Below are 26,914 nucleotides of genomic sequence, written 5' to 3' on the forward strand. Positions count from 1 at the left end.
CAATGCAACTGAACGGAAAAGTCGCACTGATCACCGGCGCAGCCAGTGGCATCGGCAAGGAAATCGCCATCGTCTATGCCAAGGCCGGCGCCTCGGTGGCGATTGCCGACATCAACCTGGACGCTGCGCAGAAGACCGCCGACGAGATCAAGGCCGCAGGAGGCAAGGCGATCGGCGTGGCGATGGACGTTACCAATGAGGAAGCGGTCAATGCCGGCACCAAGGCGGTGGTCGATGCATTCGGTCAGCTCGACATCCTGATTTCGAACGCAGGCATCCAGATCGTTAACCCGATCATCAACTACAGTTTCGCCGACTGGAAGAAAATGCAGGCCATCCACGTCGATGGCGCTTTCCTCACCACCAAGGCCGCGCTGCGATACATGTACAAGGACAAGCGCGGCGGCACGGTGATCTATATGGGCTCGGTGCACTCGCACGAGGCCTCACCGCTGAAATCGGCGTACGTTGCCGCCAAACACGCCCTGCTCGGCCTCGCACGGGTGCTCGCCAAGGAAGGCGCCGAGTACAACGTCCGCTCGCACGTGATTTGTCCGGGCTTCGTGCGCACACCGCTGGTCGACAAGCAGATTCCCGAACAGGCCAAGGAGCTGGGCATCAGCGAGGAGGAGGTAGTCAGGCGGGTGATGCTGGGCGGCACGGTGGATGGCGTGTTTACCACCGTCGACGATGTGGCACAGACTGCGCTGTTCCTCGCCGCGTTCCCAAGCGCGGCGCTGACCGGCCAGTCGTTCATCGTTAGCCACGGCTGGTATATGCAATAAGGAGACGGCATGGCGACAAGCACGCTCAACGCCGCCTGCCATGTAGGCGCGGACCTCTACCAGAGCCCGCGTCTGCCAGCCGACCACCGCTACCAAGTGGTCGCGCTGGTCTTGCAGGGCGGCGGCGCGCTCGGCTCGTACCAAGCTGGGGTGTATCAGGGCTTGGCCGAGGCGGATCTGCATCCTAACTGGGTGGCCGGCATCTCGATCGGCGCACTCAACGCGGCGATCATCGCCGGTAACCCGCCCGAGAGGCGCGTCGAACGACTGCAGGAGTTCTGGCAAACCATCTGCCAGCCACCATTCCTGCCCCCCAGCCCCTTGGGGCAGATGAGCTTTCTCAGGGATTGGCCCGAGCCGCTAATCGGCCTGTACAACGGCTGGGAGGCATGGCGCGCGCTGACTGAAGGGCAAAACGGCTTCTTCGTGCCGCGCACGCCTTTCAACACCGACGGCCCAGCAGGCCCGGGCAATGCCAGTTACTACGACACCGCTCCGCTGAAGAGCACGCTCGTGGCGCTGGTCGACTTCGACCGGCTCAACGATACCCGCGAGATGCGCGTATCGGTCGGCGCGGTGAACGTGAAAACCGGCAACTTCGTTTACTTCGACAATACCAAGGAACCCTTGTGCGCCGAGCATTTCATGGCGTCCGGCGCGCTGCCGCCGGGTTTTCCGGCGGTGGAGATCGACGGCGAGTACTACTGGGACGGCGGCGTGGTGTCGAACACGCCGCTACAACAGGTACTGACCACCACCCCGCGCAAGAATTCGCTGGTCTTCCAGGTCGACCTATGGAGCTCTCATGGTTCACTGCCGACCGACCTATCCAAGGTGGCATTGCGTCAGAAGGACATCCAGTACTCGAGTCGAACCCGGATGATCACCACGTATATGGCGAACATGCAGAAGCACCGCCGATTGCTACGCGAGCTGATGCAGCTGGTGCCCGAAGACGTCCGCAAGGACAACCCCTGGTACCGACGCGCCGCGGAAGAGGCCTGCGACCGGCTCTTCAACGTGATCCATCTGATCTACAAGGAAAAGAATTGTGAAGGGAGCTACAAGGACTACCAGTTCGGAGCACTGACGATGCGTGAGCACTGGGCTAGCGGCCTGGCTGATATCGAGCACAGCCTGGCACACCCCGAGTGGCTCGACATGCCGCCGCCCGAGACCCCGTTCATTACTCACGACGTGCACCGTTTCTAACGCAGAAAATAAAACAAATAGCCCCTAGATCTAGGGGCTATTTGTTTTTAATAAATCCATATTTAATAAAAAGTTATTTTTCACAAAACACTATTTAAGTAAAAACCATTTTTTATGAGTGCATTTATGACGATAGCACGCATGTTTCGTGATTAAGCGCAGGGAATCAGGACGCCACCTGTCGGTACATGCGTTGGTTGGCAAACCGGGCTATACAATTCTTGTGAAAAACAAATTTATCGGGAAAGGAGGTTGCATGTTCCCTAATAAACTCGTGATCACGCTCGCGCTGACGACGTTGCTAATCATGCCATTTTATGCGGTGGCGGAAACCATTGAGCCTGATGCGTTGGCGGCACTTAAGCACATGGGCAACTACCTTCGAAGCTTGAAGTCGTTTTCTATCCAAGCCCGGTCAGCAACCGATTTGGTACTCGACAACGGGCAAAAAATCCAATCCGACAGTTCTCTCCGTCTGAGTGCTGTACGCCCGAACAAACTGTACTTTAATAGCACCTCGGCGCTACGTTCGCGTGAATTGTTTTACAATGGCAAGACCCTAACGGTATACACGATTGGGGCGCCTTACTATGCCCGCGTAACCGCTCCGCCAACCATAGGTGCCCTACTTGATGTCGCAGCCAAGAACTACGGAATTGAGTTTCCATTGGCCGACCTGTTCTACTGGGGAACAGACAAGGACAACGAGAGCAAGTTGACTGGTGCATTGCGAGTGGGGCCGGAGCTGATAAATGGCAAGAGTTGCCAACTTTATGCTTTTAGGCAGGAAAATGTTGACTGGCAAGTATGCATGACAGAAGGCCATGAAATTTTGCCAATAAAACTGGTTGTGACCACAACCAACGATCCTGTACAGCCTCAGCATGTGACTTATCTACAATGGGATGTAAAAGCCAGGTTGGCAGAAAGCGCTTTCGAATTTCACCCCCCAAAAGGAACGCAACATGTTGAGTTAGCGCCACAACCGACGAGTAATCAATAAAAGGAGTGCAAGCTATGTCCCAATCTAAATTTCGCTCTGCACAGCTGATATTGCTCCTCGTATGTAGTGCGCTGGCTGTTGAGCCAGCACTGGCTAGAAGGGGCGGAGGTGTCTCGTCCCCTCGTCCAAATGCAAGCGTAGCCAATCGCCCCCCAATCCCCAATAACACCCGCAATGTACGTACGAATGACCGCAATGCAACAATGAACAATAATGTGAGAGTAAGTCGTGAGGCCAACGTCAACGTCAATAAAAACGTTAACGTTCAGGGGAATAATGGTTGGAATGACGACTACCACCCCGTTGCAACTGCAGCAGCGGTGGGTGCGACGGTCGCGGTCACCGCTGCCGTTGTTGGTAACGTAGTTCACTCTATTCCACCAAGCTGCACCGCCGTTATGGTAGGTAACGTTGCCTACCAACAATGCGGCAGCACATGGTACCAGCCGCAATATTCCGGTACATCAGTGCAATATGTCGTGGTGAACCCACCACAATAAAAAATTACTCGTTAAGAAAAACTGGATGCAGATACATCCCCGCTTGTTTTGTGTCTCCACTACAAGCGGTAGCCCGTCCCTCTCTAAATAGTGTCTGACGAGGTTGAAATAGCTCCGTTTAGCGCCCGAAGCTCCACCCCTCACTTTTGGCTGCGATGACCGCTGCAAAGCCGCTGAGTCAGGGGCTTTCATCATGCCTATTAGCCTTAGCGCTTCAGGACCAGGGCCCCGCTTCCATCGGTCGTTCGGCTCTTGATCGCACCGCGGTCCACGCCGGTCAGCGTGGCGAACAGGTCGCGGGTGAATACCCGGTTTCCAAAGAACCAGGAGTGGCTCTGCAGGCCGAGAAATGCCGCCTGATCGGCCGCTGCCACCGATGGCTCGTTGCTGAGGTGCTGATAGTAGGCGGAACAGTCAACATTGACCGCCTTCGTTGGTGAATCGGCCGGCAGCCCTACCCGCCCGGCCCGAGGCTCGACGCCCAGCCGCTTCACATTGGACAAGTCGAGCGCCTCGTCGTGGCGATTGCTGTAGTTAGTCAGCCGCATGCAGTGCCGATAGACCGACTCGCCGCTGGGGTTGTCGGCCGCCAGTGAGTTGGACGACACATCGGCGGCCGCAAACAGAATCTGGCTGACGCTCCAACCGCTGTTGAACATCGCGGTGTCGTCGGCGTCATCGAACGCCTCGCGGACCACCAACGCGCCGGTAGAGTGACCGAGCAAATGGATATTGATCGCACAATCGGGCGTTTGCTTGCCTGACAGATAGCTGATGCCCGAGTTGACCAGCTCGATTGCGCTGCGTTTGGCGCGGTGCCGGTCCGGCAGGTAGGCGAGCGCTTTGTCGTCGCTTGGCCAGTCGAACGACACCACCACGCCGAGAAAGCCGAGTGCGCGCAGGTCTTGGGTCAGGAGACGGTGACGCTGCATTACCTCGGTCTCGCTCAGGTTGTAACCGTGGACAATGAACAGGATGTCACCCCGCTCCTCGCCCTGCGCGCTCTGCCAGATCGATCGTGCCCGCACCGCCTTGTACCAGCCGTTGGCGGCCACTGCATCGCCAGGCAGCGGATCTTCCCCGTCGGGCACCATCAGGAACCGGGGCTGCCCTATGTCGGCGATAAACCGGCCAGCGCGCACTGCCCGTACCGACATTACGTACTCGTACTGGTCAAGTTGGGTATTTTGCTGATTGATCATCATCGCTCCCGAGTCCAGTTTTGGGTATAGCAATCGGCGCTGATTATGCTGGACGACTTGCGCTGGCGATCTGCAGAGGGCCGCCAAGCGGCACATGCTCCGATGGAGAAGATTCATGGCGCCATCGTGAGCGTGCATCGATCGCCTGAGCTGGCTTGGCTACTCGGACTAGTCCCACATCCAGTGTCAAACGCCTTTGGCCAGCCTTGCCCGCCCCACGATGACCTACACTGGAAACAGGCCGTCGTTGTTTCGCGGCCGAGGAGTTACGCCATGAAAACACTGCGGAAACAAGGCGGCTGGTACAACGGTTTGATGATGTTCGCGATCGTGATAGCGATCGTAGTGTTCGCGGCGCAACCGTGGATTCTGCTCGCCATGCTCGTGACACTCGGCGTGGTGTACGCACTGCAGCTGCTCTCGCAGGGCATCGAACATTGGCGGCATCATCACAAGCCGCCGGGCCATGCCCACTAAATATCTCTTGTCATCAGGCGGCCTATCGGTCGCCTTCTCATCCCCACACCGGAAATTGCCTAGTTTTCACATCGGCATCGACTGTTTTCACGATTGATGACATATGAGACACGGGGCTTGCTACCGTTCGTCGGAGCAATGGCCTTCCGCACCGCAAAAATCCTGTATGGCCTACCTCCCGTCCAAGGCTTTCACAATGGGGGTTGCTCCAAAGAGCTCAGACTCTGTGCACTGCAACACTCGGAAATCAATGACAAATTTTTAATTTGTGATTTTGGAAACATCATCCACGATGATATCTCCCACGGCAGTTATCGGAGATCCAGCAATGAATTACCGAATTGAACGTGAGTTAGACGCCAAGGGCGGCTTTATTGGTTGGGCGGTCATAGAGACTGCTGGCGCAGTGCGGGCGGGGCCGTTTCCCCTCCATGCGATGGCTGAGGACGAAGTGTATCGTCTGATGTTGCGTGATGATGTATCGCTGTGGCACGAGCACGACGACTATCTGCCTGAATGAGTCGTCCAGCGTCGACCAATGCCAAGACGCGACGACATGAGCATCGTCCGCTAACAATTTCACTCAGACCTCACTACCAATCCTTCATCAAGACCGGGTCGGCGTCCTGTGACGCACGGCCCGGTCTTCGTTATGTCGTCCCTGTATCAATCGTGAAGTAGCACCACAATACAGGCCGTGTCCCATTTTGCTGGTGCAGAAAAATTCGGCCAACCTCATTGCAAGGCTGGCCGAAAGCAAGGGCTGGCTACCATTGCGCTCACAGCAGAGCCCCTCCGCTGAGAGGCTTTGAAGTTCAGTCTTCGAGAAAGCGCGCCTTGACGCTCTTGCCCTTCAGCTTGCCGGCGTTAAGGCGAGCTAGCGCCTGAGGCGCAATGCCGCGCTCTACCGCCACGTAGGTGGAAAAGTCGAACACCGCGATCTTGCCGACCTGGGCACCCGGTATACCGGCCTCGCCGGTCAGCGCGCCGAGCACGTCGCCTGGGCGGATCTTCTCCTTGCGCCCACCGAGGATCTGCAGCGTCACCATTGGCGGAGTCAGCGGCTTGCCACTCGTGTTCAGCTCGGCCATGGTGCCCCACTCCACCGGGCGACGTTGGTAGTTCTCGATCGCCTCGACGCGGAACATCTCGGCCGGCGTCACCAAGCTCAGCGCGATACCCTGCTCGTCACCGCGACCGGTGCGGCCGATGCGGTGCACGTGCACCTCAGGGTCACGGGTCAGGTCGACGTTAATCACCGCTTCGAGCGACTGGATATCGAGGCCGCGCGCCGCCACATCGGTCGCCACTAGCACCGAGCAGCTGCGATTGGCAAACTGCACCAGTACCTGGTCGCGCTCGCGTTGCTCCAGCTCGCCGAACAGCGCCAGTGCGGTGAAGCCCTCGGCCCTCAGCAAATCAACCAGGTCGCGGCACTGCTGCTTGGTATTGCAGAAGGCAATGCTCGACACCGGCCGGTAGTGCTTGAGCAGTTTCGCAACCGTGGCAAGACGCTGTTCCGGTGCCACCTCGAAGAAACGCTGCTGAATCTTGCTGTCGTCGTGCTGCGACTCCACCACCACTTCGGCTGGGTTGCGCAGGAATCGTGCGCTTTGCTGGCGGATCGTATCCGGGTAGGTTGCCGAGAACAGCAGGGTCTGACGCTCCGCCGGGCAGGCTTTCACCACCTTGGCGATATCGTCGTAAAAGCCCATATCGACCATCCGATCTGCTTCGTCGAGCACCAGCGTCTGCAAGCCGGCAAGGTCCAGGCTGCCGCGCTCGAGGTGATCGAGTATACGTCCAGGCGTACCGACCACGATGTGCGCGCCATGCTCCAGCGACGCCATCTGCGGGCGCATCGTCGCACCGCCGCACAGCGTCAGCACCTTGATATTGTCGAATGCACGTGCCAGCCGACGGATTTCCTTGGAGACCTGGTCGGCCAGCTCGCGAGTCGGGCACAGCACCAGCGCCTGCACGGCAAACCAGCGCGGATTGATCCTGTTCAACAGGCCGATGCCGAACGCGGCGGTTTTGCCGCTACCGGTCTTCGCCTGAGCAATCAGATCACGACCTGCCAGTACGGTCGGCAGGCTCTGCGCCTGGATTGGCGTCATGGACTTATAGCCGAGGCTGTCGAGGTTGGCGAGCATAGCCGGCGAAAGCGGCAGTGTGGAAAAAAGTTCAGTTGTCACAATGAGTTAGGGTAAGGCAAAAAGGCGGCCAGTCTACCACGTCGAGGCACGATTGGCCGAATCGGTTCAGTAATGAGGCCCGAGCCACCAGCAGGACCCAACCACCACCGCCAAGGTCAGCAACTTCTCGGCAGCCGACCCGGTTCGTACCGTCAGCGGAAAGCGCACGGGGACGCGTACCGGCCAGAATAATGGCACGCCCATCGGCGTCAGACCATCGGCAAGCAGGTGCGACAGATACCCCGCCAGCAGCGGCGCCAGCGTGCTCGACGCAATCTTATGACCGGACAGGTGCAACAGCAGCCAACTCAAGCCCAATACGGCCAGCAAAGAATGAGTGAGGCCTCGATGGCCGAACACCTTGGCAATCAGCGTGGACACCGGCCGCACCCGGCTGCCCAGCGCGCTCTTAGGGTGGTCGATGTCGGGCAGCAGCGCGCCCCCCATCGCCAGGGGCATCGACAACCACAAGGGGCTGATATGGAAGTGGGCCACGACGGCGCCGGCGACAGCGCCGAACACCAGGTGGGAGACAAGCATCATGACAGCAGCGCAATCCAGGCGAAAAACCGGCAATCATAGCTGATCTGCAGACAGTTGCGAGCTCGTCGTAGTCCGCTTTTTCTTCAATTTTATTGGAATGAGCCGGCTCAACCCCTACGGTTAACGCCGCCAGCATCTACACTGTCGTTATTGCCGCTTATGGAGCAGCACCATGCCGCCCACTCCGACCTCTCCCCCCAGCCCGCAGCGCCGCCGGTTTCTCGGCGTCATGATCGCTTCCGGCTTCGCCTTGGCGGTGCAGCCCATCAGTGCCGCCACCATCCATACCGACAGCGAAGGGCTACTTACCGGCAGCGTGGCGATCCCGACCAAAGACGGCTCCCTGCCCGCCTATTTCGCCCGCCCTAACCGTACCGGCCCGCTGCCGGTGGTACTAGTGGTGCAAGAGGTATTTGGCGTGCACGAACACATCCAGGACCTGTGCCGCCGACTCGCCAAGGCAGGCTACCTCGCGGTCGCACCGGAGCTCTACTTCCGCCAAGGTGACCCACGCAAATACCCCGACATCAGCCAGTTGATCAACCAAGTGGTCAGCAAAGTGCCTGACGAACAAGTCCTGGCCGATCTTGATGCCACTCTCGCCTGGGCCGGAGTGAGCGGTGGCGACGTGAAACGCGCAGCGATTACCGGGTTCTGCTGGGGCGGCCGCATCGTCTGGCTGTACTCCGCACACAACCCGAACCTGCGAGCCGCCGCGGCCTGGTATGGCCGGCTGGTAGGCGACAAGACGCCCCTGACACCACGCAACCCGATTGACCTCGTTGCCTCACTGCAGGTGCCGGTGCTGGGCCTGTACGGCGGTCAAGACTCGAGCATTCCAGTCGACAGCATCGAGAAGATGCAGGGTCTGCTCAAAGCCGCCGGCAATCCATCGCAGGTGATCGTCTACCCGGAAGCCGGCCACGGCTTCAATGCCGATTATCGACCAAGCTATAACGAGGCAGCTGCGCAGGACGGTTGGGCAAAAATGCTCGCCTGGTTCGCCGAGCACGGTGCACGCTGAGCACAACATCGCGCTGGATGCATATAAGCAAATAAGGTCGACAAAAAAAGCGGCTCATTGGCCGCTTTCCCTGTTTCCCATAGCGGGTGCCTTAGCTGACGCGGTACACCTGACCGGTCTGCGCACCCTCCACGCTCTTGCTGTACGCGAGTGCCGCCTTGGTCGCCGGCACAGGCAGGAAGCCTCGAAAATACGGTCCGTATGACGGCATCGACTCGGCGATCACACCCGGGCTGACACTGTTGATGCGCAGACCCCGTGGCAGCTCGATAGCCGCCGCCCGAACGAAAGAATCAATCGCTCCGTTTACCATCGACGCCGAACTGCCAAAGCGGATCGGGTCTTCACTCAATACCCCGCTTGTCAGCGTGATCGAACCGCCATCGTTGAGATAATCCTTGCCAACGAGGGTCAGTTTCACTTGGCCCATCAGCTTGTCGGCCAGACCGATCTGGTAGAGTTCCGGCGTCATTTCTTCTAGCGAACCAAAGTGCACAGCCCCCGTCGTGGCGACCAGTGCATCGAACCGACCGATCTTGGCAAACAAGGCCTGCAGACTGGCGACGTCTGTGATATCAGCCTGATAATCACCACGGGTTCGGCCCACTGAGATCACCTCATTACGCTGCGCGAGTTCGGCCTGCACGGCAAGGCCGATGGTGCCAGTGGCACCGATGATGACAATCTTCATCACCTTCTCCTTTCAGAATGCATTCGCCCCGGACTCGCCCAGAGCACACGACACACATAGCAAGCCCCCCCGCAGGTCACGCAATGAAAAAAGCGGCAGAACGCCGCCTCTCCCCAGTCCGCTCAACGCTTAGCCATGGATATGCTTGGTGATATTGGCGATGCGCGCGCCAAACTGCTTGGCAGTCTCCAGATCACCCGGTAACGGCCCCTCTTCCGGGCTCGAATCGGACGGCGACTGAGCCAACAGCCCGGAAGAACCCGCCAACCAATTCAGGTCATTGCGTGTGGCCGCCTTGGTATTGGACGGCAGCATCCCTGTGCCGACCCAAATCATGCCGTGCTGCATCGCCAAGGTGTTGAGGTAATGCAGCGTCGACAGCTTGTCGCCGTTGATGCTGGCCGAATTGGTGAAACCCGCAGCCACCTTGTCTTTCCACTTCTGTGCAAACCATGGCTTGGAGCTGGCATCGGCGAATTTCTTGAACTGCCACGACACCATGCCCATATAGGTCGGCGAGCCGAACACGATAGCGTCGGCTGCATCGAGCGCCTCCCAAGTACTGGCCGGCAGATTGCCGTCGGCGTCGATCGGGTACAGCGTCGCAGTTACACCGCTAATGGCGGCAGCGCCAGCATACACAGCCTCGGCCTGTTTGGCAGTGTGGCCGTAGCCGCTGTGATAAACAATGGCAATACGCGTCATGACATCTCCTTGATAAGGTCAACATAGACATCCCAGCTGGGTGTCGCTGGTAGGCTGACCCTCTTTTTTAGTTCATTTCGTAGCAGCCGGCCTGCTCAAGTTCATCGACGCTGAAATAACAACGCCGTCAAGCCTCGGCATGGGTAGCACGCGCCCAACCGCCCTTGCCTACAATTAGGCTCAGGGGCCACGGCCGCCCCCAAATAATCGAAAGGCGGTTCCCATGAAAACATGGTACCTCATCGCCCTAGCCACCGTCGCAGCGCCGGCATTGGCCAGCCCCAGCCATTGGCAAACTGCCGGCAAAACCAACAACGGCAACATCGTACAGGTCGACTCGGCCAATATGAGCAGTGATGGCGACGTGATTCATGCTCGGCTACGCGTCGAGTACAAGCCCCCGGTCACAGTCGGAAAGATCGGGCTGGTCAGTAGCATGCACATTGACGCCGCATTTCGTTGCAGAACGATGGAAACCTCCGCACGGCAATTAGTGATGTACCACGATGAGCGTAAAAACGACGTCGCACTACGTGAGGACCTGCCTCCGGATGGGTTTGGTCAAGAGCCAGACGGCAGCATTGGTGACGTCGCGCTTCATTACCTGTGCCGCGGTTACGCCACGCCGTAGCTCCACTGAACTCTTCAGCGTTGCGAATTCAACGCCAAAACGGTCACACAGAACAACATCACGCAAGCGCCGCCTGGCAGAAGCGCTCGACCTGCTGCGGATCGGTCACGAACGGGTTGTCGCTGCCCTGTAGCGCGCGGATTCGCTTATTCCGGCGTAACTCCCAGTCGTCCACCGGGTGCTCACGCGACCAAGCACACATCAGTTGGCTGTCCTGCCGGCTCATCCGCAACGCATAGGTTTGGTGCATATAGAGATAGATCCGTGCGATACGCCCACGGATCGGCTCAGGTGGCTGCACCTTCTTCATCTTGCTATCGATGATCATCGGGCACTGGCCGTATTGCGGATGTGGATTGCCGCGCTGCCAGGCGCTGAACGAATAATTACTGCGATCGGCGTTCACCTCGCCAATCGCCGGGACCAGGTTTACCAGGTCGCCCTCGGCCCTTGCGAATACCCGGTCATTGTCGGCGCAGTTCTTGCGCCCCCCGTTCTTCCAGCACTGCCGCTGATGGCCCAGCACCCAGGCCGGAACGATATGCTCCCACTCCAGACGGGCCGCGCGCGCAGCATTCTTGCGCGGTTTGAAACCGCAGGAGCGCTGATCAATGGTCTTGTCGTGATAATCGCAACCGCAATAGAAAGTCACCTCCATGCCGCTATAGAGACGCGGCAATACCCTCTTCGCTCCGGCGAAGTCACGATGCCCGACTGCCTTAGTACCATTCACCAGCGGCACATTGTCCGGAACCGATCCTGAGGAGCTGCCCGACAGTTCGCCGGTCAACTGGCCCGTCGCCTCGCGGATCAACTTTTCGGCATGCTCGGCCAGCGCCTTGCCACCGTGTTGAAGTGCCTTGTTGGCCAGTTGCTGCGCGTCCTTCTCGCTGCACGCGCTCACCAGTGCCAGCAGCGCACCCAGCGCCAGCCAGCGGAACATCGTCTGCTTCATTGCCTACCACTACCGGCCGACACCGGTTTTTACCACGTAAGGGCGGTCGATTTTACACTCGGGCAAATGGAATAACCGCGGCACGTTTAAATATTACAATTAAATAAAAACCCGCCAACAGGCGGGTTGTATAGTGGTATGAATCAATACGGCTTAGCCGCCAGTCATCGACATGATGCGGACGATCTTGCCAGGCCGTTCTCGGAACTCATGCCTCTCGGGCTTGAGCTCGATAGCCTCTCGGATCGCAGCTTCCAGCTCCGCGTCGCTGCAGCCAGCACGCAGCAGCGGACGCAGCTCGAAACGCTCCTCCTGACCCAGACACATATAGAGGGTGCCGTCCACCGATAGGCGAACGCGATTACAGGTAGCGCAGAAATGTTGGGAGATTGGCGTAATCAGGCCGAGCGTGAAGCGACCGTCCAGGGTCGACCAGTAGCGCGCTGGCCCGCCCCCGAGGTCCGCAGCCTGTGGCACCAGCGAGAACTGTTGCTGCAGACGCGCGAGCACCGGCTGTAAATCGAGAAAATGTGCCGCGCGACCGGTATCGCCCATCGGCATCGCCTCGATCAGGCGCAGCACAAAGCCGTGTTCGATACAGAACGCCACCATGGTCTCGATGTCATCGTCGTTGACACCCTTCATCGCCACCATATTGATCTTGATCGGTGCGAATCCGGCCGCCTTGGCCGCCATCAGCCCATCCATGACGCGTGGCAGACTGTCTCTGCCTGTTAGCTCGTGCACGCAGTCGCGTCGCAACGAGTCCAGGCTGATATTGAGTCGGCGCACCCCTGCATTGTGCAGCGCTTCGGCGTGTTTGCTCAGTTGAGTGGCATTGGTGCTTAGCGACAGATCGTCGAGCCCCGGCAGTGCAGCCAAGCGCGCCGCCAGTTCAGGCAGATTCCGGCGCAACAATGGCTCGCCACCAGTCAGGCGCACCCGCCGAGTCCCCAGACGGGTGAAAGCGCCAATCACCCGCTCGATCTCATCGAAGGTCAGCCAATGCTCCGGCTCCTCAAAGCCCCTGAATCCCTTGGGCATACAGTAGCTGCAGCGCAGATCACAGCGGTCAGTCACCGACAGTCGTATGTATTCGATCGTGCGCCCGAAGCGGTCCATCAACATCGCCTGCTCCATCTCATCTCTATTTATCTTCCGATTAAGATTGTAACGGCTTAACCAAGTTTAGGCAGCAATTGTCGAGCAATTTGGTGGGGATTTCGCGTAATTGGCCCTACAAACCACAGCTTACTGACCGTCAGTCCGCTGTGACACGCAAACACTAAGGAGTTGCCCGCTCTTGCGCGCTGCCTGCAGCTTCATGCCGGCCTTTCTGCCAAGGTAGCACTTGGTGGGCACGAAAAAAAGAGCCCTCCGGGGAGGGAGGGCATAGGAGTATCGGGGAAGTACAGCCTGCCGCCAGAAGGAGAATATGGCAAGCTGTTGTGCACGTCGCGGACGCCAAGCACAACGTCATGATAACGAGAGCCAACGCCCGCTTCCATACGTACAATTACCTATGTATACAAACAATTAACCAGCCTGCGCTTCCAGCTGACGCACGCGCTCGAATAGGCACACCGTCGCCGCCATCGCCACATTCAGCGACTCTGCCTGACCCGGCATCGGAATCTTTATCCTGGCCGGTGCCAGCGCCTGGAGCGCGGTAGAAACGCCGCTCCCCTCATTGCCGAACACAAAGGCCACCGGACCTGTCAAGTCCTGACTGTACAGCGATACCGCTCCGTCAAGCGCCGTTACCAATTTACTGCCGTTAAAGTCGTTCAACACCGCCTCAAGGTCTGCCGCCTCGTGCAAGTTCAACACAAAGTGCGCCCCCATCCCGGCTCGCAGCACCTTCGGCGAATACACGTCGACGCAGCCCTTGGAGAGAAAGACCTCGTTCACACCCGATGCGGCGGCACTGCGCAGAATGGTGCCGAGATTGCCCGGATCCTGGATGTCTTCCAACAGCAGCCGCGACACATGGGCTGCCGGGCGCTCGGGCACGGGGCGACGCGCCAACGCCAGCAGTTCGGGAGCGCTCGTCAGCGCGGTAACCTTGGCGAACACGCCGGGGGTGATATAGGACACCGCCACCCTCTCCCCAACTGAGGCGACCAGTTGGACGATCTCTGGATGAGCAGAGGCCTCAGCGTTGATATAGAGGGCGGTTAGCTCGCCGCCGGCCTCAAGGCTGGCGGTCGCAAGATGTATCCCCTCCAGCACCATCAGCCCGGACTTGCGGCGGTCGCGGGCATTCTGCAGCAGGCGGGACAGGTCTTTCAGGTCGTTGTTATGAGCGGAGGAAATCGTTTTGATCGGCATCTATCAGCGGGGTCGGGTTGCCGAAGCGACCAGAGCCTTGAAACGCTGGTAGTCACTCTCGTCGATCGGCCGCCCCGAGCGGGCGTTGTCCACATAAAACACGCCGGCAAGCGTCGGGCCGGCAAACAGGGCCATCGCTGCGAATTCGTGCGCCTCGGCCAACTCGACGAAGCCGCCGGGTTCACGTTTGGCCAGCATGGCAGCTACGGCCGACTGAACATGAATGCTTTGCGGTTTACCGCAAAGCTGACCGAAGAACGATGCCGGTTGCAGTGGGATCAACCGCTTCTCAAGCGGGTGTCCCTCTGGCAGGCCGAGCCTATAGCGCAGTTTGAGCGAATGGCTGGGCTGATCGTACAGCAAAAACAGCACCCGCTCGAATTTAAGATCATTGGCCAGGTGCCGGATCGATTCACGCAGCACGGCATCCAACAACTCCGGCGGCAATCGGTCTTCGACCGGGGTCGGATTGCTCGGCGCCAACGGGGGTGATGCCAGCAGATAACGAGCAGGATTGGCATAACCCGGCGCCCGAGCGTGGCGTGCCACCGCCAGCGTCGCTTGCACCACAGTCTGATAGACCTGTTCCTGGTTGATGTTGACCTCCGCCGCCACCGTAGCCAACCGGCTGTTCCAGGCAGGTTGCCACCATCCCAGATCTAAGGTATTGGCGGTTTCGACCGCCAGTTGCAGCAAGGTGCGGCGCGGGTCATGGTTCGCTCCGTCAAGCAGCGACAACAGAGCGGCCGGCAGCGGCAGGGTTTCAATGAACTGCTGCACCAGTTGGTCGTAGCTGACATTGAATGCCTCTTCTATCTGAGACAGCAATGGCCCGTCCTGGTGGCGCTGCTGCGTCATAAGGTACAGGCATGCCGGCAGGTTATAGATCAACGCTGCCAGGTAGACATCCTCCACCCGTATCGCATCAGCCAGGGACAACCACTCCTTGGCAAGGTAGGCCCCTATCCGGGCGCGCCCTAGCCAATCAGTCAGCTGATCGACTCGCGCAGCACCGAGCGAGGCCGTTACCGCGATGGCGGGCAGGTCGCGAAAGCGCCCCAGCACGCTGTCCAGCCCCGCCATTAACAGCACCGACTCGACCGATAGCGTCGCATCGTCGCGATTGAGAGCGCGAGAGCCCGACACCGCACGCAACAGGTCCAGCAAGAGCAGCGGGTCTGACAGACAGAGATTAGCTAGGTCGCCGAAATAGATCAGGTCGAGCTGTTTTTTGTCCAGCTCGTCCAAGGCCTGCCGGGAGGCGGGAAGTATCGGCCAACGTTGCGATGACAGGGATTGCAGCCAATCAGACGCGTTCATATGAGTGGTTCCATATCAGCAAGGCCTGCTGCAACGGCCCACCCAAGGGTAAGGTAGCAGTCGGCGCAACGCCGGGGACAGTAAAGGTATTACTCAACAGCAGGCTGCCCGGCCGCCCCTGCTGCTGAAACTGCCGCCAGACTCGCGCCATCGGCACCGGCGACAGAAAGGTATACACCGCATCGAACTCCTGCCAGCCAAGCGACCAGAGGCTGGCATAAACGATCCTCACATTGGCCGGCTGCCCTGCACGCCACCAACGCAGCCACGCCCAGCACCAGGCAAGCAGCGCATTCTCGCAGGCGACAATGGTGACGTCCGGTCGCTCTGCCGACAGCGCCATCGCAAACCGTGCATCGGCGCAACCGGCTTCGAGCAGTCGGGCATTCTCCGGCAACCGGGCCGCCACGGCCGCCACGGCAGCGGCGGATGAGCGATAAAACGGCACCGATTCAAACGCCGCATTACGAGCCAGCCCAATGAGCAACAGGGCCAATGCCAGATACAACCAGTTCGGCAGGCCAAGCTGCAGCATGCCCAACGTCGCCGGACAAAAGCCGGCATAGATCATCAACCGCCAGCCGCGCTCTCGCAGCATCCAGGCCAGCGAGGCCGCCAGTACGCCCTGCAAGCCGGCCCAAGCCAACGGTGCCGTGGCCGGTGCGATCCAGAACCAGGCCAACAGTGAGGCGGCCAGTTGGATCAGGGCAGGCTTGAACCAGCGCATCGCTTAATGAGTGGTAGGCTTGGCTGCTGCGGCCACGGCGGCATCGGTAGCCGTGGCCACCTGTCCGGCACTCACCTCGCCAGACGGGCCCACCGGCACGCCGGCAGCAAGAATTCTCTGCTCGGTTTCCTTGTTCAGCACCATGATGGTGATGCGACGGTTTTCGGCACTGAATACGTTCTGCGTATTGAGCGGGTTGGCCGCGGCAAGTCCGACCACGCGCAACACCTGGTCAGCGGGTACGCCGCTGGCCAGCAATTCGCGTCGTGCAGCATTGGCTCGGTCTGCCGACAGCTCCCAGTTGCTGTAGCCGCTCGAACCTCCCGAATACGGCCGCGCGTCGGTATGTCCGGAAATGCTCAGATGGTTGCTGACTTGCGCCAGGTCCTTGGCGAGGATGGCCAGGATTTCCTTGGTCTGCGGCAGCAACCGATAGCTGCCACTGTCGAACATCGGACGGTTCTTCTCGTCGATAATCTGGATGCGCAGCCCTTCAGGCGTCATCTCCAGCTTCACCTGATCCTTGTAGTCCTTCAGCAGCGGGTTGCTCGCGATCTTGTGCTGAAGGTTCTGTTCCAGCTCCTTCAGACGCACCTTCTCGCGCTCCTGTTCCTCGAACGGCGAGCGCCGCACCTGCCCCGCCTTGCGGGTCAGGTCAGTACCGCCCCCCTTGATGATACTGGTCGCCTGACCGGAACTGTTGCCGCCCATCAGGGCGACCTTGATCGGCATCTTGAAGTACTCGGCGATTCCCTTGAGCGTGCCTTCGGACACCGAGCCGAGTAGCCACATCAACAGGAAGAACGCCATCATTGCCGTCACGAAGTCGGCGTAGGCAAGTTTCCAGGCGCCACCATGATGCGCGTGACCACCCTTCTTGATGCGTTTGACGATAATGGGACGCTGCGATTCGTCAGCCATGACTGCACACTTCTCTGGTTAGCGGTTTTTCGACTGTTTAACGTGCTCTTCCAGCTCGGCGAAAGCCGGGCGGTCCGCCGAAACGAGCGCCTTGCGGCCGAATTCGACGGCGACCTGGGGCGCATAGCCGTTAATGCTGGCAAGCAGCGTCACCTTGATGGTCTGCAGAATGCGGGTCTGATCGGCATGACGGTGACCAAGAATTGCCGCGATCGGGCCAATGAAGCCGTAGCCCATCAAAATACCCAGGAAGGTACCAACCAGCGCTCGGGCAATCAGAATGCCCAGCTCTTCCGGCGGCAGCCCCACCGACTCCATCGTGTGCACCACGCCCATTACTGCGGCGACGATACCGAAAGCCGGCATCGCATCGGCAAGGTTGCGCACCGCATTGACCGGCACGTCCCCCTCGTGGTGGTGGGTATCGATCTCGACGTCCATCAGGTTCTCGATCTCGAAGGCGTTCAGGTTGCCACCAACCATCAGGCGCAGGTAATCGGTCATGAACTCGACCACGTGGTGGTCGGCGAGGATCGTCGGATATTTACTGAAGATTGGACTGCTCTCCGGCGCGTCGACGTCCATCTCGATCGACATCAGGCCTTCCTTGCGCACCTTGGTCAGAATCTCGAACAACAGGGCAAACAACTCCATGTACACCGCCTTATTGTACTTCGGACCCTTGAATACGGCAGGCAGTGCCGCTAGCACCGACTTGAGCGCCGGGCCGCCGTTGGTGGCCAGAAAGGCGCCGAACGCCGCTCCACCGATCATCAGGAATTCAAGCGGCTGAACCAGCGCGGCCAGGTGACCGCCGCCGGCAACATAGCTGCCGAATACCGCCGCGAGGATGATGACGTAACCGATTCCTACAAACATGTACCGTCCCGATCATTGAGAGAATTCGTCGGCATGCTTTGCCTATGCACACCGTTATCGAACTTATCGGCATGCTTGCAAAGATCATGAATAAAAAACGGGCCTGAATTTATCAGGCCCGTTAGTACAGCTGCAAGCAAGCTCTTGGGAAATTACACCAAGCCTTTGTCTTTCAACGCCTGTTCGAATTCGCGCAGGCACTCGGCTGCGGTAGCAAGCAGCTGTTCAATCTCGTCCTTGCTGATTACCAGAGGCGGCGCGGCTACGATGTGATCGCCGCAGGCCCGCATGATCAGGTTGTGCTTGAAGAAGATATCGCGACATAGCGTACCGATTTCACCCCAGTTCGGGAACAGCTCGCGGGTGGCTTTATTCTTTACCAGCGTGAACGCCTGTATCAGGCCGATGCCGCGCACATCGTCGACATGCTCGAACTGACTGAACACTTCGCGCCAGCGCTTCTGCATATATGGACCGATGTCCTCTTTCACCGCGGCGACAATCCCCTCGTCGCGCAGTGCAGCGACGTTGGCACGGGCGACGGCGGCGGCAACCGGGTGGCCCGAATAGGTGAAGCCGTGGTTGAAGTCGCCACCAGCAATCAGCCCCTCTGCGACCCGCGGACCGACGAATACCGCGCCGATCGGCAGGTAACCCGAGGACAGTCCCTTGGCGGTGGTGAAGATATCCGGAGTGAAACCGAAGCGCTCGTGGCCAAACCACTCGCCGGTGCGACCGAAGCCGCAGATTACCTCGTCAGCCACCAGCAGCACGTCGTACTTGCGACAGATACGCTCGATCTCCGGCCAGTAGGTCGACGGCGGGATGATCACGCCACCGGCCCCCTGGATCGGCTCACCGACGAAAGCGGCAACCTTATCCGGGCCGACCTCGAGAATCTTGTCCTCGACCCATCGCGCCGCCTGTATGCCAAACTCTTCCGGCGTCATGTCCTTGCCATGTTTGTACCACCACGGCTGCTCGACATGGACGATGCCCGGAATCGGCAGGTCGCCCTGCTCGTGCATATAGCTCATGCCGCCAAGGCTGGCACCACCGATGGTCGAGCCGTGATAACCGTTCCAGCGGCCGATCAGCGTTTTCTTCTGCGGCTGGCCCTTGATGTCCCAGTAGCAGCGCACCATGCGGATCATCGTATCGACCGACTCGGACCCGGAGTTGGTGTAGAACACATGCTCGAAACCCTCCGGAGCCACCTCGGCCAACAAGGTCGACAATTCCACTACCGCCGGATGCGTGGTCTTGAAGAAGGTGTTGTAGTAGGCCAGCTCTTCCATCTGGTTTTTGGCCACTTCCGCCAGGTCCTTGCGGCCGTAGCCGATGTTGACGCACCACAAGCCGGCCATGCCGTCGATAATCTTGTTGCCTTCCGAATCCCACAGATAGACGCCGTCAGCATGGGTGATGACTCGTGCGCCCTGCTCGTTCAACGACTTAGTGTCAGAGAACGGATGTAGATGGTGGGCGGCGTCCAGTGCACGCCATTGCTCTGTCGAACGTTGGGTCATGATGATTCCTCTTTGTTATCCCCGGCCTGGCCGGGCCAGCCTGATCGACGTAGTTCGGTCAGGCTGCTCTCCTTATTTTCTATGTCGGGCGTTAACGCTTAGACGTGCAGCAGCAGGAACTTGCGCTCCCACGGGCTGATCACGCGGAAGTACTCGGCGTTTTCCTTCTCTTTCACGCCGAGGTACATCTCGACAAAACGCGACCCCATCACTTCGGCCAACTCCGGGCAGGTACGCAGCTTGTCCAGTGCCTCTTCGGCGGTCGACGGGAACTGGTACGGCAGCTCATAGGCATTGGTCTGCATCGGCTCCGAGCAGCCGATCTGATTGGCCATGCCCAGATAACCGCAGGCCAGCGTGGCGGCCATGGCGATATACGGGTTCACGTCCACGCCCGGCACGCGGTTTTCCACGCGACGGCCAGCCGGCGACGAATGCGGCACGCGCAGACCGACGGTACGGTTGTCGTAGCCCCATTCGATATTGGTCGGCGCCGCGGTATAGCGGGTCAGGCGACGGTACGAGTTCACATACGGGGCGAAGAACGGCATCGCGCTCGGCAGGTATTTCTGCAGGCCGCCGATGTAGTGGAAGAAGTGCTCGGACGGCGTGCCATCTTCGTTGCTGAAGATGTTTTTGCCGGTCTTGTGGTCGATCACGCTCTGGTGCATATGCATCGCGCTACCCGGTTCGCCTTCCATCGGCTTGGCCATGAAGGTGGCGTACATATTGTGGCGGAACGCCGCCTCGCGTACAGTGCGCTTGAACAGGAATACCTGGTCGGCCAGATCCATCGGATTACCGTGCAGGAAGTTGATCTCCATCTGCGCGGTGCCGATCTCATGGATCAGCGTGTCCACTTCCAGGTTCTGTGCGTGACAGTAGTCGTAGATGTCTTCGAACAGCGGGTCGAACTCGTTCACTGCGTCGATCGCATACGAACGACGGCCGAATTCGGCGCGGCCGGTACGCCCGATCGGCGGAGCCAGTGGGATGTCCGGATCCGGGTTGGGCGACAGCAGGTAGAACTCCATCTCTGGTGCGATCACCGGCTCCCAGCCCTTTTCCTCATACAGGGCCAGCACGCGACGCAACACATTGCGCGGTGCGGTTTCGACCGCCTGCCCATTGGCGCGGAAGCAATCGAAGATCAGCTGCGCGGTCGGGTCAACCGCCCACGGCACGAAGCGCAGCGTGTTCGGGTCCGGTTGCAGCACCATGTCCGGGTCGGTCAGATCGAGCATACTGTCGTCCGGGTAGTCGCCGGTCACCGTCTGAATCAGCACCGCTTCCGGAAGACGCATTTCCGGCTCGGACACAAACTTGTCCTTGGGGATGATCTTGCCACGGGCCACCCCGGTCATATCGGGCAGGATACACTCCACCTCGGTAATGCGATGCTCACGCAGCCATTCAAAGATTTCGTTGTTCATAACAAGGTTTTCCTCTATTTCCGGCCGGTAGTCGTCCGGCTCTGCCGTGTGCCTCGCTGCGAGCCGACTTAACGGTCGCGGCGGGCACGGCGTGCTCGGCAAGCGTCACCGAACGCGCTGAAAATCGCTTGCGATACAGGGTTGCTTTCGTATTTCCACTCGGGGTGCCACTGCACCGCGAAGGCAAAGTTCTTGGCATCACGTACCCGATAGGCCTCGACCAGGCCATCGTCGGCCACCGCCTCGGCCTCCAGTGCGCCAGCAAGACGCTTGATGCCCTGCTGGTGCAGCGAGTTGACCATAACTTCTTCCTGGCCCAGCCAGCGCTTCATCAAGCTGCCTTCAGTCAACCTGACCGCATGGGCAGGCGCGTACATCGCCTCGACGTCGTCGACCTCTGGCTCGCGGTGATCGCGCTTGCCCTCCTCTTCCTGCACGTGCTGGAACAACTCGCCGCCGAATGCGACATTAATCTCCTGGAAGCCTCGACAGATACCCAGAAGTGGTACCCCTGCTTCCACCAACTGCATAATCAGCGGCAAGGTAGTGGCATCGCGCGCCGGGTCGTGCAAAGTGCCCGGTCGGCTGGCCGCACCACCGTAGCGATGCGGTTCGACGTTGGACAGAGAGCCAGGCAGCAAGATGCCGTCGACAATTTCGAGGATGTCCTCGATCGGCGACTCGTCGCCCAGTGCCGGGATTAGCAGCGCAACGCCGCCAGCTCCGCCGACCGCCGCCTTGATGTACTTCTCGCCGACCGCGTGGAACGGCAGTTTGCCAACCGTTTTGATGTCACAGGGAATGCCGATGATGGGGCGCTGCATGATCTCTCTCGCGTACAGGTTAGGACGAAGCCTTGATCGCTTCGATAGGGTCAACAAAGGGGTAGCCGAGCGCCTGGGCAACCGCTGGGTAGGTCACCTTGCCCCGGCAGATATTCAGACCGTTGCGCAGATGGCCGTTGTCGAGCAATGCGCGCTGCCATCCCTTGTCGGCCAGTTCCAGCATATAAGGCAGGGTGGCATTGGCGAGCGCCAGGGTGGAGGTACGTGCTACGCCACCGGGCATATTGGCCACGCAATAGTGGACGATGCCGTCGACCACATAGGTTGGGTCCTGGTGCGTCGTCGGTCGGCTGGTCTCGAAACATCCGCCCTGGTCGATGGCGACATCGACCAGCACCGCGCCAGGCCTCATTGCTTTGAGCATGGCGCGGGTGACGAGCTTCGGCGCTGCGGCACCGGGAATGAGTACCGCACCGACAACCAGATCGGCGATGCGTAGGATGTCGTCGATATTGGCGGCGCTCGACACTTGCGTTTTGATCCGACCGCCGAACATGAGGTCTATCTCTCTGAGGCGCGGCAACGATTTATCGAGAATCGTGACGTCGGCGCCCAGGCCCAGCGCCATTCGCGCGGCATTGATGCCGACTACGCCGCCTCCGATCACCGCAACATGCGCCGGCAGCACACCCGGCACGCCGCCGAGCAGCACGCCGCGACCGCCCTGAGCCTTTTCCAGGGCATGCGCGCCGGCCTGAATCGCCATGCGCCCAGCCACTTCGGACATCGGCGCCAGCAGCGGCAGACCACCCCGCTCATCGGTTACGGTCTCGTAGGCGATCGCGATCGCGTCAGATTCGATCAGTAGCTTGGTTTGCTCCGGATCGGGAGCAAGGTGCAGGTAAGTAAAGAGAAGCTGGCCTGGACGCAGCATCCGGCATTCGACCGGCTGCGGCTCCTTGACCTTGATGATCATTTCGGCGCGTTCGAACAGATCCTCGGCGCTCGAAGCGATCGCGGCGCCCGCCTGCAGATACTGCTCGTCGGCAAAACCGATGGACAAACCCGCCTGGGTCTGCACCAACACCTTGTGACCACGTGCAACCAGCTCACGCACACCGGACGGGGTCAACCCTACCCGGTATTCATGATTTTTGATCTCCTTCGGTACGCCGATTAACATAACCGTCTCCTCTGGGTATGTAGTGGTACATCGAGCGACGTGTCGTTTAAAAAACTGCACATTTCGCTTGTGACCCTCATCTGATTTTGACTATAAAATCCCCGTGAAGCAAAGAAATTTTAATTTTGCAGCGCAGCATGTGCGGCGAAGGGTGGTCAAAATCCTCATCACTTGTGGTTTAATATTCTTAACAACGATCGGATATGGCAACAATGGACGTCGGTGCACGACTCAGGATGGTTCGGGACCGCTTCGGCTTGTCCCAGCGCGAGCTGGCTAAACGGGCTGGGGTGACTAACGGAACCATCTCGCTCATCGAGCAGAACCGGGTGAGCCCGTCGGTCAGCTCGCTGAAGAAAGTCTTAGAGGGCCTGCCGATGACGCTGGCCGAGTTCTTTACTTTCGATGTCGAGCCCCAGCAGCAGCGCGCCTTCTATCAGGCAGACGAGTTGCCCAACCTCGGTAACGAGCAGATACAGCTGTTGCTGGTTGGCACCGCACATGAGCGCCGTGACATCGCCATCCTGCGCGAACGCTACGAGCCGGGGGCTGACACCGGGCCGGACATGCTGTTTCACGAAGGCCAGGAAGGCGGCGTGGTGATCACCGGCGAAATAGAAGTCACCGTCAACAACGAAACCCGCGTGCTGGGCCCCGGCGACTCGTACTACTTCGACAGCAAACTGCCGCATCGATTCCGCAACATCGGCGACAGTGTCTGCGAGATCGTCAGCGCCAGCTCGCCACCAACATTCTAAGCACGGCCATCCCACGCAGGGTGGCCGAACCTACTACCCAAAGGAGAACCCCATGGCACGCAGTCATGCCGAGTGGAAACAGCTTGCCGGCCAACTTACCATCGAAGGCCGCGCCTTCATCGACGGCGAGTACGTTATGGCCGGGGATGGTCGCACCTTCGACTGCATCAACCCGGCCACCGCCGATAAGCTGGCCCAGATCGCTCTGTGCGGCGAAGCCGAGGTGGAATGGGCGGTAAAGGCTGCCCGTCGCGCTTTCGAATCCGGAGCCTGGTCGAATCTCGCCCCGCTGGCGCGTGGCCGTATCCTCAAGCGCTTCGCCGCCTTGATCCGCGAGCACGGTGACGAACTCGCCCTGCTGGAAACGCTCGACGTCGGCAAGCCGATCGGCGACACCACCTCCGTCGACGTGCCGGGTGCAGCATACTGCGTGGAATGGTTCGCCGAAGCGATAGACAAGGTCGGCGGTGAAGTGGCGCCGGTCGACCCGAAACTGGTGGGCCTGGTGACCCGCGAACCGATCGGCGTGGTGGCGGCGGTGGTGCCGTGGAACTTCCCCATCCTGATGGCGAGCTGGAAATTCGGCCCGGCGCTGGCTGCCGGCAATGCGCTGATCCTGAAGCCATCGGAGAAATCCCCGCTGACCGCGATTCGCTTGGCGGCACTGGCGAAGGAAGCTGGCATTCCAGACGGAATCTTCCAGGTGCTGCCTGGCGCCGGTGAAGTGGGCAAACTCCTGGCGCTGCACAACGACATCGACTGCGTCGCCTTCACCGGCTCGACCGGCGTGGGCAAGCTGATTGCCGGCTACGCGGCCCAGTCTAACTTGAAGCGGGTGTGGCTGGAGCTGGGGGGCAAGTCGCCAAACATCGTCCTGCCGGACTGCACCGATCTTGCCAAGGCAGCTCGCACCGCAGCCGGCGCGATCTTCTACAACATGGGCGAGATGTGTACCGCCGGTTCGCGTGTACTGGTGCACAAGGACATCAAGGAACGTTTCATCGAGGAATTCAAAAAGGCCGCCCATGGCTACCAGCCGGCCGATCCACTCGACCCTGCCACCAGCATGGGAGCCATTGTCGACCAGATCCAGTACGACAAGGTCCTGGGCTACATCGACAAGGGCCAGACCGAGGGTGGCGGGCTTGTCTGCGGCGGCTCGGCGACCCAGGTGGCTGGCAAGGGGCTGTTCATTCAACCGACTGCCTTCGAGGTCGATGCCAACGCGACGATCGCCCGCGAGGAAATCTTCGGCCCTGTGCTGTCGGTGATCACGTTCAGCGACGTGGAAGAAGCGATCCGCATCGCCAACGACACTGACTATGGCTTGGCAGCTGCTGTGTGGACCAGCAATGTCAGCACAGCCCACCAGGTGGCACGCCGACTGCGCGCCGGGACGGTGTGGGTGAACTGCTACGACGAGGGAGGTGACATGAACTTCCCGTTCGGGGGCTTCAAGCAGTCGGGCAACGGCCGCGACAAGTCACTGCACGCGCTGGAAAAATATACCGAGCTGAAGAGCACGCTGATCAAGCTGTAATCGACGGCCAACACGAGGACAACGGGGCGCCACGGCACCCCGTTTTCTTATGCTATTTGGCCAACCTTTGCCGGCCCGTCACATAAAAAACGGGCCATACGGCCCGTTCCTGGGGATCACCACGACTCAGTCGCGGAAGTTGTTGTACTGCAGAGGGAAATCAGTGACTTCCTTGCGCATCAGCGCAATACAATCCTGCAGCACGTCACGCTTGGCTCCCGACACGCGCACGGCGTCACCCTGGATGCTCGCCTGCACCTTGAGCTTGGAATCCTTGATCAGCTTGACCAAGCGTTTCGCCATCTCGGTCTCGATGCCAACGCGCACCGTAATTACCTGCTTCACCTTGTTGCCGCTAACCTTCTCCAGCTTGCCGTACTCAAGGCAGCGGATGTCCACTCCACGCTTCGACAGCTTGCCAAGGAGGATCTCCTTGACCTGATCGAGCTGGAACTCAGCATCGGCAAACAGCGTCAGCGTCTTCTCGGCCACTTCGATGCGGGCATCCGAGCCTTTGAAATCGTAACGGGTGGACACTTCCTTGTTGGCCTGGTCGACCGCGTTGCGCACTTCAACCTGATTCACCTCGGACACGATATCGAAACTCGGCATTTTCTATGATTCCTTGTTGCTTGATCTTCATGGGCACCGGATGGTGCGGAAAGCCTTATTCTATAAAGCTTCACGACTGACAGCAATTCGTCCTGCCCGTTAGCGAAGGGGCGTGGAGTGAGCCGCAGCACATCCCAGAGAAGCTATTTCCGGCTAGGCGCGTTGCCGCAGACAGTACAGGTAGTACGGCAAGGTGGCTCTACATACGCTGCAGTAAAAAACCCGGCTGTCGCCGTAATGCCGTTCACTTAAGCAAGTGAACGGCATTTTTCATGGTGCGAATCTTGCTCATATTCCGGCCAGGTTGACTCCCTCACGTTGGTCAAGATGGTAAGCAAGGCTCATAAACACCCTGATTTCTCTGCACTTTCTCAGCAAATTGACCCCGCATGGATCGCCCACGCACTTGCAGTGACCGGCAAAGCCAGCGTGCGGCGGCGTAAATTGCCGGCCGAACAGGCCGTCTGGCTGGTCATTGCGTTGGCGATGGACCGGCATCAGTCCATCCCGGAGGTCGTCGCTCATCTCGATCTGGTGCTGCCTGACGAGGTCAATCCAGAGATTGCCAAGAGCGCCTTGACCCAGGCGCGGCAGCGCCTCGGCGAGGAACCGTTGGCCCAACTCTTCGGGCTCAGCGCGCTGGCTTGGGATGAGCGGCATCAGCGGGGAAGGAGCTGGCGCGGATTGGCCCGCTACGCGATTGATGGCAGTACGCTGCGTACCTCGGATACCCCAGAGAATCGTCAGCACTTCGGAGCACAGGCTTATGCCTCCGGCGTAGCCGCCAGCTATCCGCAGTTGCGGCTGCTGACGTTGACTTCGCTGGCGACGCATCTGGTGCGGGAGGCTGTCTTTGGCGAATACGCCAAGAATGAAATGCGCTATGCCCGTGACCTGCTCCAGGCGATCCCTGACCATTCGCTCACGGTGTTCGACAAGGGCTTCCTCAGTGCCGAACTGCTGCTACAGG

28 protein-coding genes are annotated in these 26,914 nt (G+C 59.6%); 11 read left to right on the plus strand and 17 right to left on the minus strand.

All coding sequences use genetic code 11. The annotated features are described in order from the left end of the window. Positions 1 to 2 precede the first annotated feature (2 nt). From QU481_RS11070 to QU481_RS11085, 4 genes are all read left to right on the plus strand, one after another. A complete protein-coding gene (locus tag QU481_RS11070) occupies positions 3 to 785 on the plus strand; it encodes a 3-hydroxybutyrate dehydrogenase (RefSeq protein ID WP_289830044.1) in 783 nt (260 codons plus the stop codon). A gap of 9 nt (positions 786 to 794) precedes the next feature. Next, positions 795 to 1,997 (plus strand): DUF3734 domain-containing protein, encoded by a 1,203-nt coding sequence (locus QU481_RS11075; RefSeq protein WP_289830045.1) that lies wholly within the window; start codon positions 795 to 797, stop codon positions 1,995 to 1,997. A gap of 256 nt (positions 1,998 to 2,253) precedes the next feature. Beyond that, a complete protein-coding gene (locus QU481_RS11080) occupies positions 2,254 to 3,000 on the plus strand; it encodes a DUF2092 domain-containing protein (protein ID WP_289830046.1) in 747 nt (248 codons plus the stop codon). A gap of 14 nt (positions 3,001 to 3,014) precedes the next feature. After that, positions 3,015 to 3,500 carry a hypothetical protein gene (locus QU481_RS11085; protein ID WP_289830047.1) on the plus strand — a complete coding sequence of 162 codons (486 nt, stop codon included), beginning with the start codon at positions 3,015 to 3,017 and terminating at the stop codon, positions 3,498 to 3,500. A 206-nt stretch (positions 3,501 to 3,706) separates the two neighbouring features. Here the strand turns inward: QU481_RS11085 and QU481_RS11090 are convergent, their stop codons facing one another. Then, the gene (locus QU481_RS11090; protein WP_289830048.1) at positions 3,707 to 4,702 is read right to left on the minus strand and encodes an alpha/beta hydrolase; all 996 of its coding nucleotides are present in this window, start codon (positions 4,700 to 4,702) and stop codon (positions 3,707 to 3,709) included. A gap of 273 nt (positions 4,703 to 4,975) precedes the next feature. Between QU481_RS11090 and QU481_RS11095 the strand changes: the two genes are divergently transcribed. Together QU481_RS11095 and QU481_RS11100 are read left to right on the plus strand one after the other, a co-directional pair. Further along, positions 4,976 to 5,179 carry a hypothetical protein gene (locus QU481_RS11095; protein ID WP_289830049.1) on the plus strand — a complete coding sequence of 68 codons (204 nt, stop codon included), beginning with the start codon at positions 4,976 to 4,978 and terminating at the stop codon, positions 5,177 to 5,179. 328 nt (positions 5,180 to 5,507) lie between these two features. Continuing rightward, a complete protein-coding gene (locus tag QU481_RS11100) occupies positions 5,508 to 5,699 on the plus strand; it encodes a hypothetical protein (RefSeq protein WP_289830050.1) in 192 nt (63 codons plus the stop codon). A gap of 295 nt (positions 5,700 to 5,994) precedes the next feature. On the opposite strand, the gene dbpA is transcribed toward QU481_RS11100, so the two are convergent. Together dbpA and QU481_RS11110 are read right to left on the minus strand one after the other, a co-directional pair. Further along, a complete protein-coding gene (dbpA, locus tag QU481_RS11105; protein ID WP_289830051.1) occupies positions 5,995 to 7,377 on the minus strand; it encodes an ATP-dependent RNA helicase DbpA in 1,383 nt (460 codons plus the stop codon). A 66-nt stretch (positions 7,378 to 7,443) separates the two neighbouring features. After that, positions 7,444 to 7,920, minus strand: a complete 477-nt coding sequence (locus tag QU481_RS11110; RefSeq protein WP_289830052.1) for a metal-dependent hydrolase — start codon at positions 7,918 to 7,920, stop codon at positions 7,444 to 7,446. A 172-nt stretch (positions 7,921 to 8,092) separates the two neighbouring features. On the opposite strand from QU481_RS11110, the gene QU481_RS11115 reads away from it, so the two are divergent. Beyond that, positions 8,093 to 8,944 carry a dienelactone hydrolase family protein gene (locus tag QU481_RS11115; RefSeq protein ID WP_289830053.1) on the plus strand — a complete coding sequence of 284 codons (852 nt, stop codon included), beginning with the start codon at positions 8,093 to 8,095 and terminating at the stop codon, positions 8,942 to 8,944. Between the two features lie 91 nt (positions 8,945 to 9,035). Here the strand turns inward: QU481_RS11115 and QU481_RS11120 are convergent, their stop codons facing one another. Continuing rightward, positions 9,036 to 9,635: a short chain dehydrogenase gene (locus QU481_RS11120; protein WP_289830054.1), complete on the minus strand. Its 600-nt coding sequence runs from the start codon at positions 9,633 to 9,635 to the stop codon at positions 9,036 to 9,038. A gap of 129 nt (positions 9,636 to 9,764) precedes the next feature. Beyond that, on the minus strand, positions 9,765 to 10,340 hold the full coding sequence (locus QU481_RS11125) for a flavodoxin family protein (protein ID WP_289830055.1): 576 nt from the start codon (positions 10,338 to 10,340) through the stop codon (positions 9,765 to 9,767). A 223-nt stretch (positions 10,341 to 10,563) separates the two neighbouring features. Between QU481_RS11125 and QU481_RS11130 the strand changes: the two genes are divergently transcribed. Then, on the plus strand, positions 10,564 to 10,971 hold the full coding sequence (locus tag QU481_RS11130; protein WP_289830056.1) for a surface-adhesin E family protein: 408 nt from the start codon (positions 10,564 to 10,566) through the stop codon (positions 10,969 to 10,971). Positions 10,972 to 11,029: 58 nt separating this feature from the next. On the opposite strand, the gene QU481_RS11135 is transcribed toward QU481_RS11130, so the two are convergent. The 11 genes from QU481_RS11135 to ald all read right to left on the minus strand — a co-directional run bounded on the left by QU481_RS11135 (position 11,030) and on the right by ald (position 23,034). Next, positions 11,030 to 11,926 carry an endonuclease gene (locus tag QU481_RS11135; RefSeq protein ID WP_289830057.1) on the minus strand — a complete coding sequence of 299 codons (897 nt, stop codon included), beginning with the start codon at positions 11,924 to 11,926 and terminating at the stop codon, positions 11,030 to 11,032. A 153-nt stretch (positions 11,927 to 12,079) separates the two neighbouring features. Next, a complete protein-coding gene (gene moaA / locus QU481_RS11140) occupies positions 12,080 to 13,054 on the minus strand; it encodes a GTP 3',8-cyclase MoaA (protein ID WP_289830058.1) in 975 nt (324 codons plus the stop codon). Positions 13,055 to 13,462: 408 nt separating this feature from the next. Next, positions 13,463 to 14,257 carry a TrmH family RNA methyltransferase gene (locus QU481_RS11145; protein WP_289830059.1) on the minus strand — a complete coding sequence of 265 codons (795 nt, stop codon included), beginning with the start codon at positions 14,255 to 14,257 and terminating at the stop codon, positions 13,463 to 13,465. 3 nt (positions 14,258 to 14,260) lie between these two features. Next, complete coding sequence (locus QU481_RS11150) at positions 14,261 to 15,577, minus strand: histidine kinase (RefSeq protein ID WP_289830060.1); 1,317 nt, start codon at positions 15,575 to 15,577, stop codon at positions 14,261 to 14,263. Next, positions 15,564 to 16,304, minus strand: coding sequence for a class I SAM-dependent methyltransferase (locus QU481_RS11155; protein WP_289830061.1), 741 nt, complete (start codon positions 16,302 to 16,304; stop codon positions 15,564 to 15,566). The genes QU481_RS11150 and QU481_RS11155 overlap by 14 nt, the downstream gene beginning before the upstream one ends. A 3-nt stretch (positions 16,305 to 16,307) precedes the next feature. Next, positions 16,308 to 17,225 carry a flagellar motor protein MotB gene (gene motB / locus QU481_RS11160; RefSeq protein WP_289830062.1) on the minus strand — a complete coding sequence of 306 codons (918 nt, stop codon included), beginning with the start codon at positions 17,223 to 17,225 and terminating at the stop codon, positions 16,308 to 16,310. Between the two features lie 18 nt (positions 17,226 to 17,243). Next, positions 17,244 to 18,104, minus strand: coding sequence for a flagellar motor stator protein MotA (motA, locus tag QU481_RS11165; protein ID WP_289830064.1), 861 nt, complete (start codon positions 18,102 to 18,104; stop codon positions 17,244 to 17,246). Positions 18,105 to 18,256: 152 nt separating this feature from the next. Next, positions 18,257 to 19,636, minus strand: coding sequence for an aspartate aminotransferase family protein (locus tag QU481_RS11170; protein WP_289830078.1), 1,380 nt, complete (start codon positions 19,634 to 19,636; stop codon positions 18,257 to 18,259). Between the two features lie 95 nt (positions 19,637 to 19,731). Continuing rightward, positions 19,732 to 21,066: a glutamine synthetase family protein gene (locus tag QU481_RS11175; RefSeq protein ID WP_289830066.1), complete on the minus strand. Its 1,335-nt coding sequence runs from the start codon at positions 21,064 to 21,066 to the stop codon at positions 19,732 to 19,734. A 68-nt stretch (positions 21,067 to 21,134) separates the two neighbouring features. Continuing rightward, on the minus strand, positions 21,135 to 21,890 hold the full coding sequence (locus QU481_RS11180; RefSeq protein WP_289830068.1) for a gamma-glutamyl-gamma-aminobutyrate hydrolase family protein: 756 nt from the start codon (positions 21,888 to 21,890) through the stop codon (positions 21,135 to 21,137). Between the two features lie 19 nt (positions 21,891 to 21,909). Next, positions 21,910 to 23,034, minus strand: a complete 1,125-nt coding sequence (ald, locus tag QU481_RS11185; RefSeq protein ID WP_289830070.1) for an alanine dehydrogenase — start codon at positions 23,032 to 23,034, stop codon at positions 21,910 to 21,912. Between the two features lie 212 nt (positions 23,035 to 23,246). Here ald and QU481_RS11190 point away from each other — a divergent pair, with 212 nt between their 5' ends. Further along, the gene (locus QU481_RS11190) at positions 23,247 to 23,792 is read left to right on the plus strand and encodes a cupin domain-containing protein (protein ID WP_346432430.1); all 546 of its coding nucleotides are present in this window, start codon (positions 23,247 to 23,249) and stop codon (positions 23,790 to 23,792) included. Positions 23,793 to 23,844: 52 nt separating this feature from the next. Then, positions 23,845 to 25,332, plus strand: coding sequence for an aldehyde dehydrogenase (locus tag QU481_RS11195; protein ID WP_289830072.1), 1,488 nt, complete (start codon positions 23,845 to 23,847; stop codon positions 25,330 to 25,332). Between the two features lie 126 nt (positions 25,333 to 25,458). On the opposite strand, the gene QU481_RS11200 is transcribed toward QU481_RS11195, so the two are convergent. Next, positions 25,459 to 25,944, minus strand: a complete 486-nt coding sequence (locus tag QU481_RS11200) for a YajQ family cyclic di-GMP-binding protein (protein ID WP_289830074.1) — start codon at positions 25,942 to 25,944, stop codon at positions 25,459 to 25,461. 327 nt (positions 25,945 to 26,271) lie between these two features. On the opposite strand from QU481_RS11200, the gene QU481_RS11205 reads away from it, so the two are divergent. Further along, the coding region (locus QU481_RS11205) for an IS4 family transposase (protein WP_289830075.1) at positions 26,272 to 26,914 on the plus strand (643 nt) is incomplete at its 3' end.

The organism is Crenobacter oryzisoli (assembly GCF_030385785.1).
GTDB classification, from domain to species: domain Bacteria; phylum Pseudomonadota; class Gammaproteobacteria; order Burkholderiales; family Chromobacteriaceae; genus Crenobacter_A; species Crenobacter_A oryzisoli.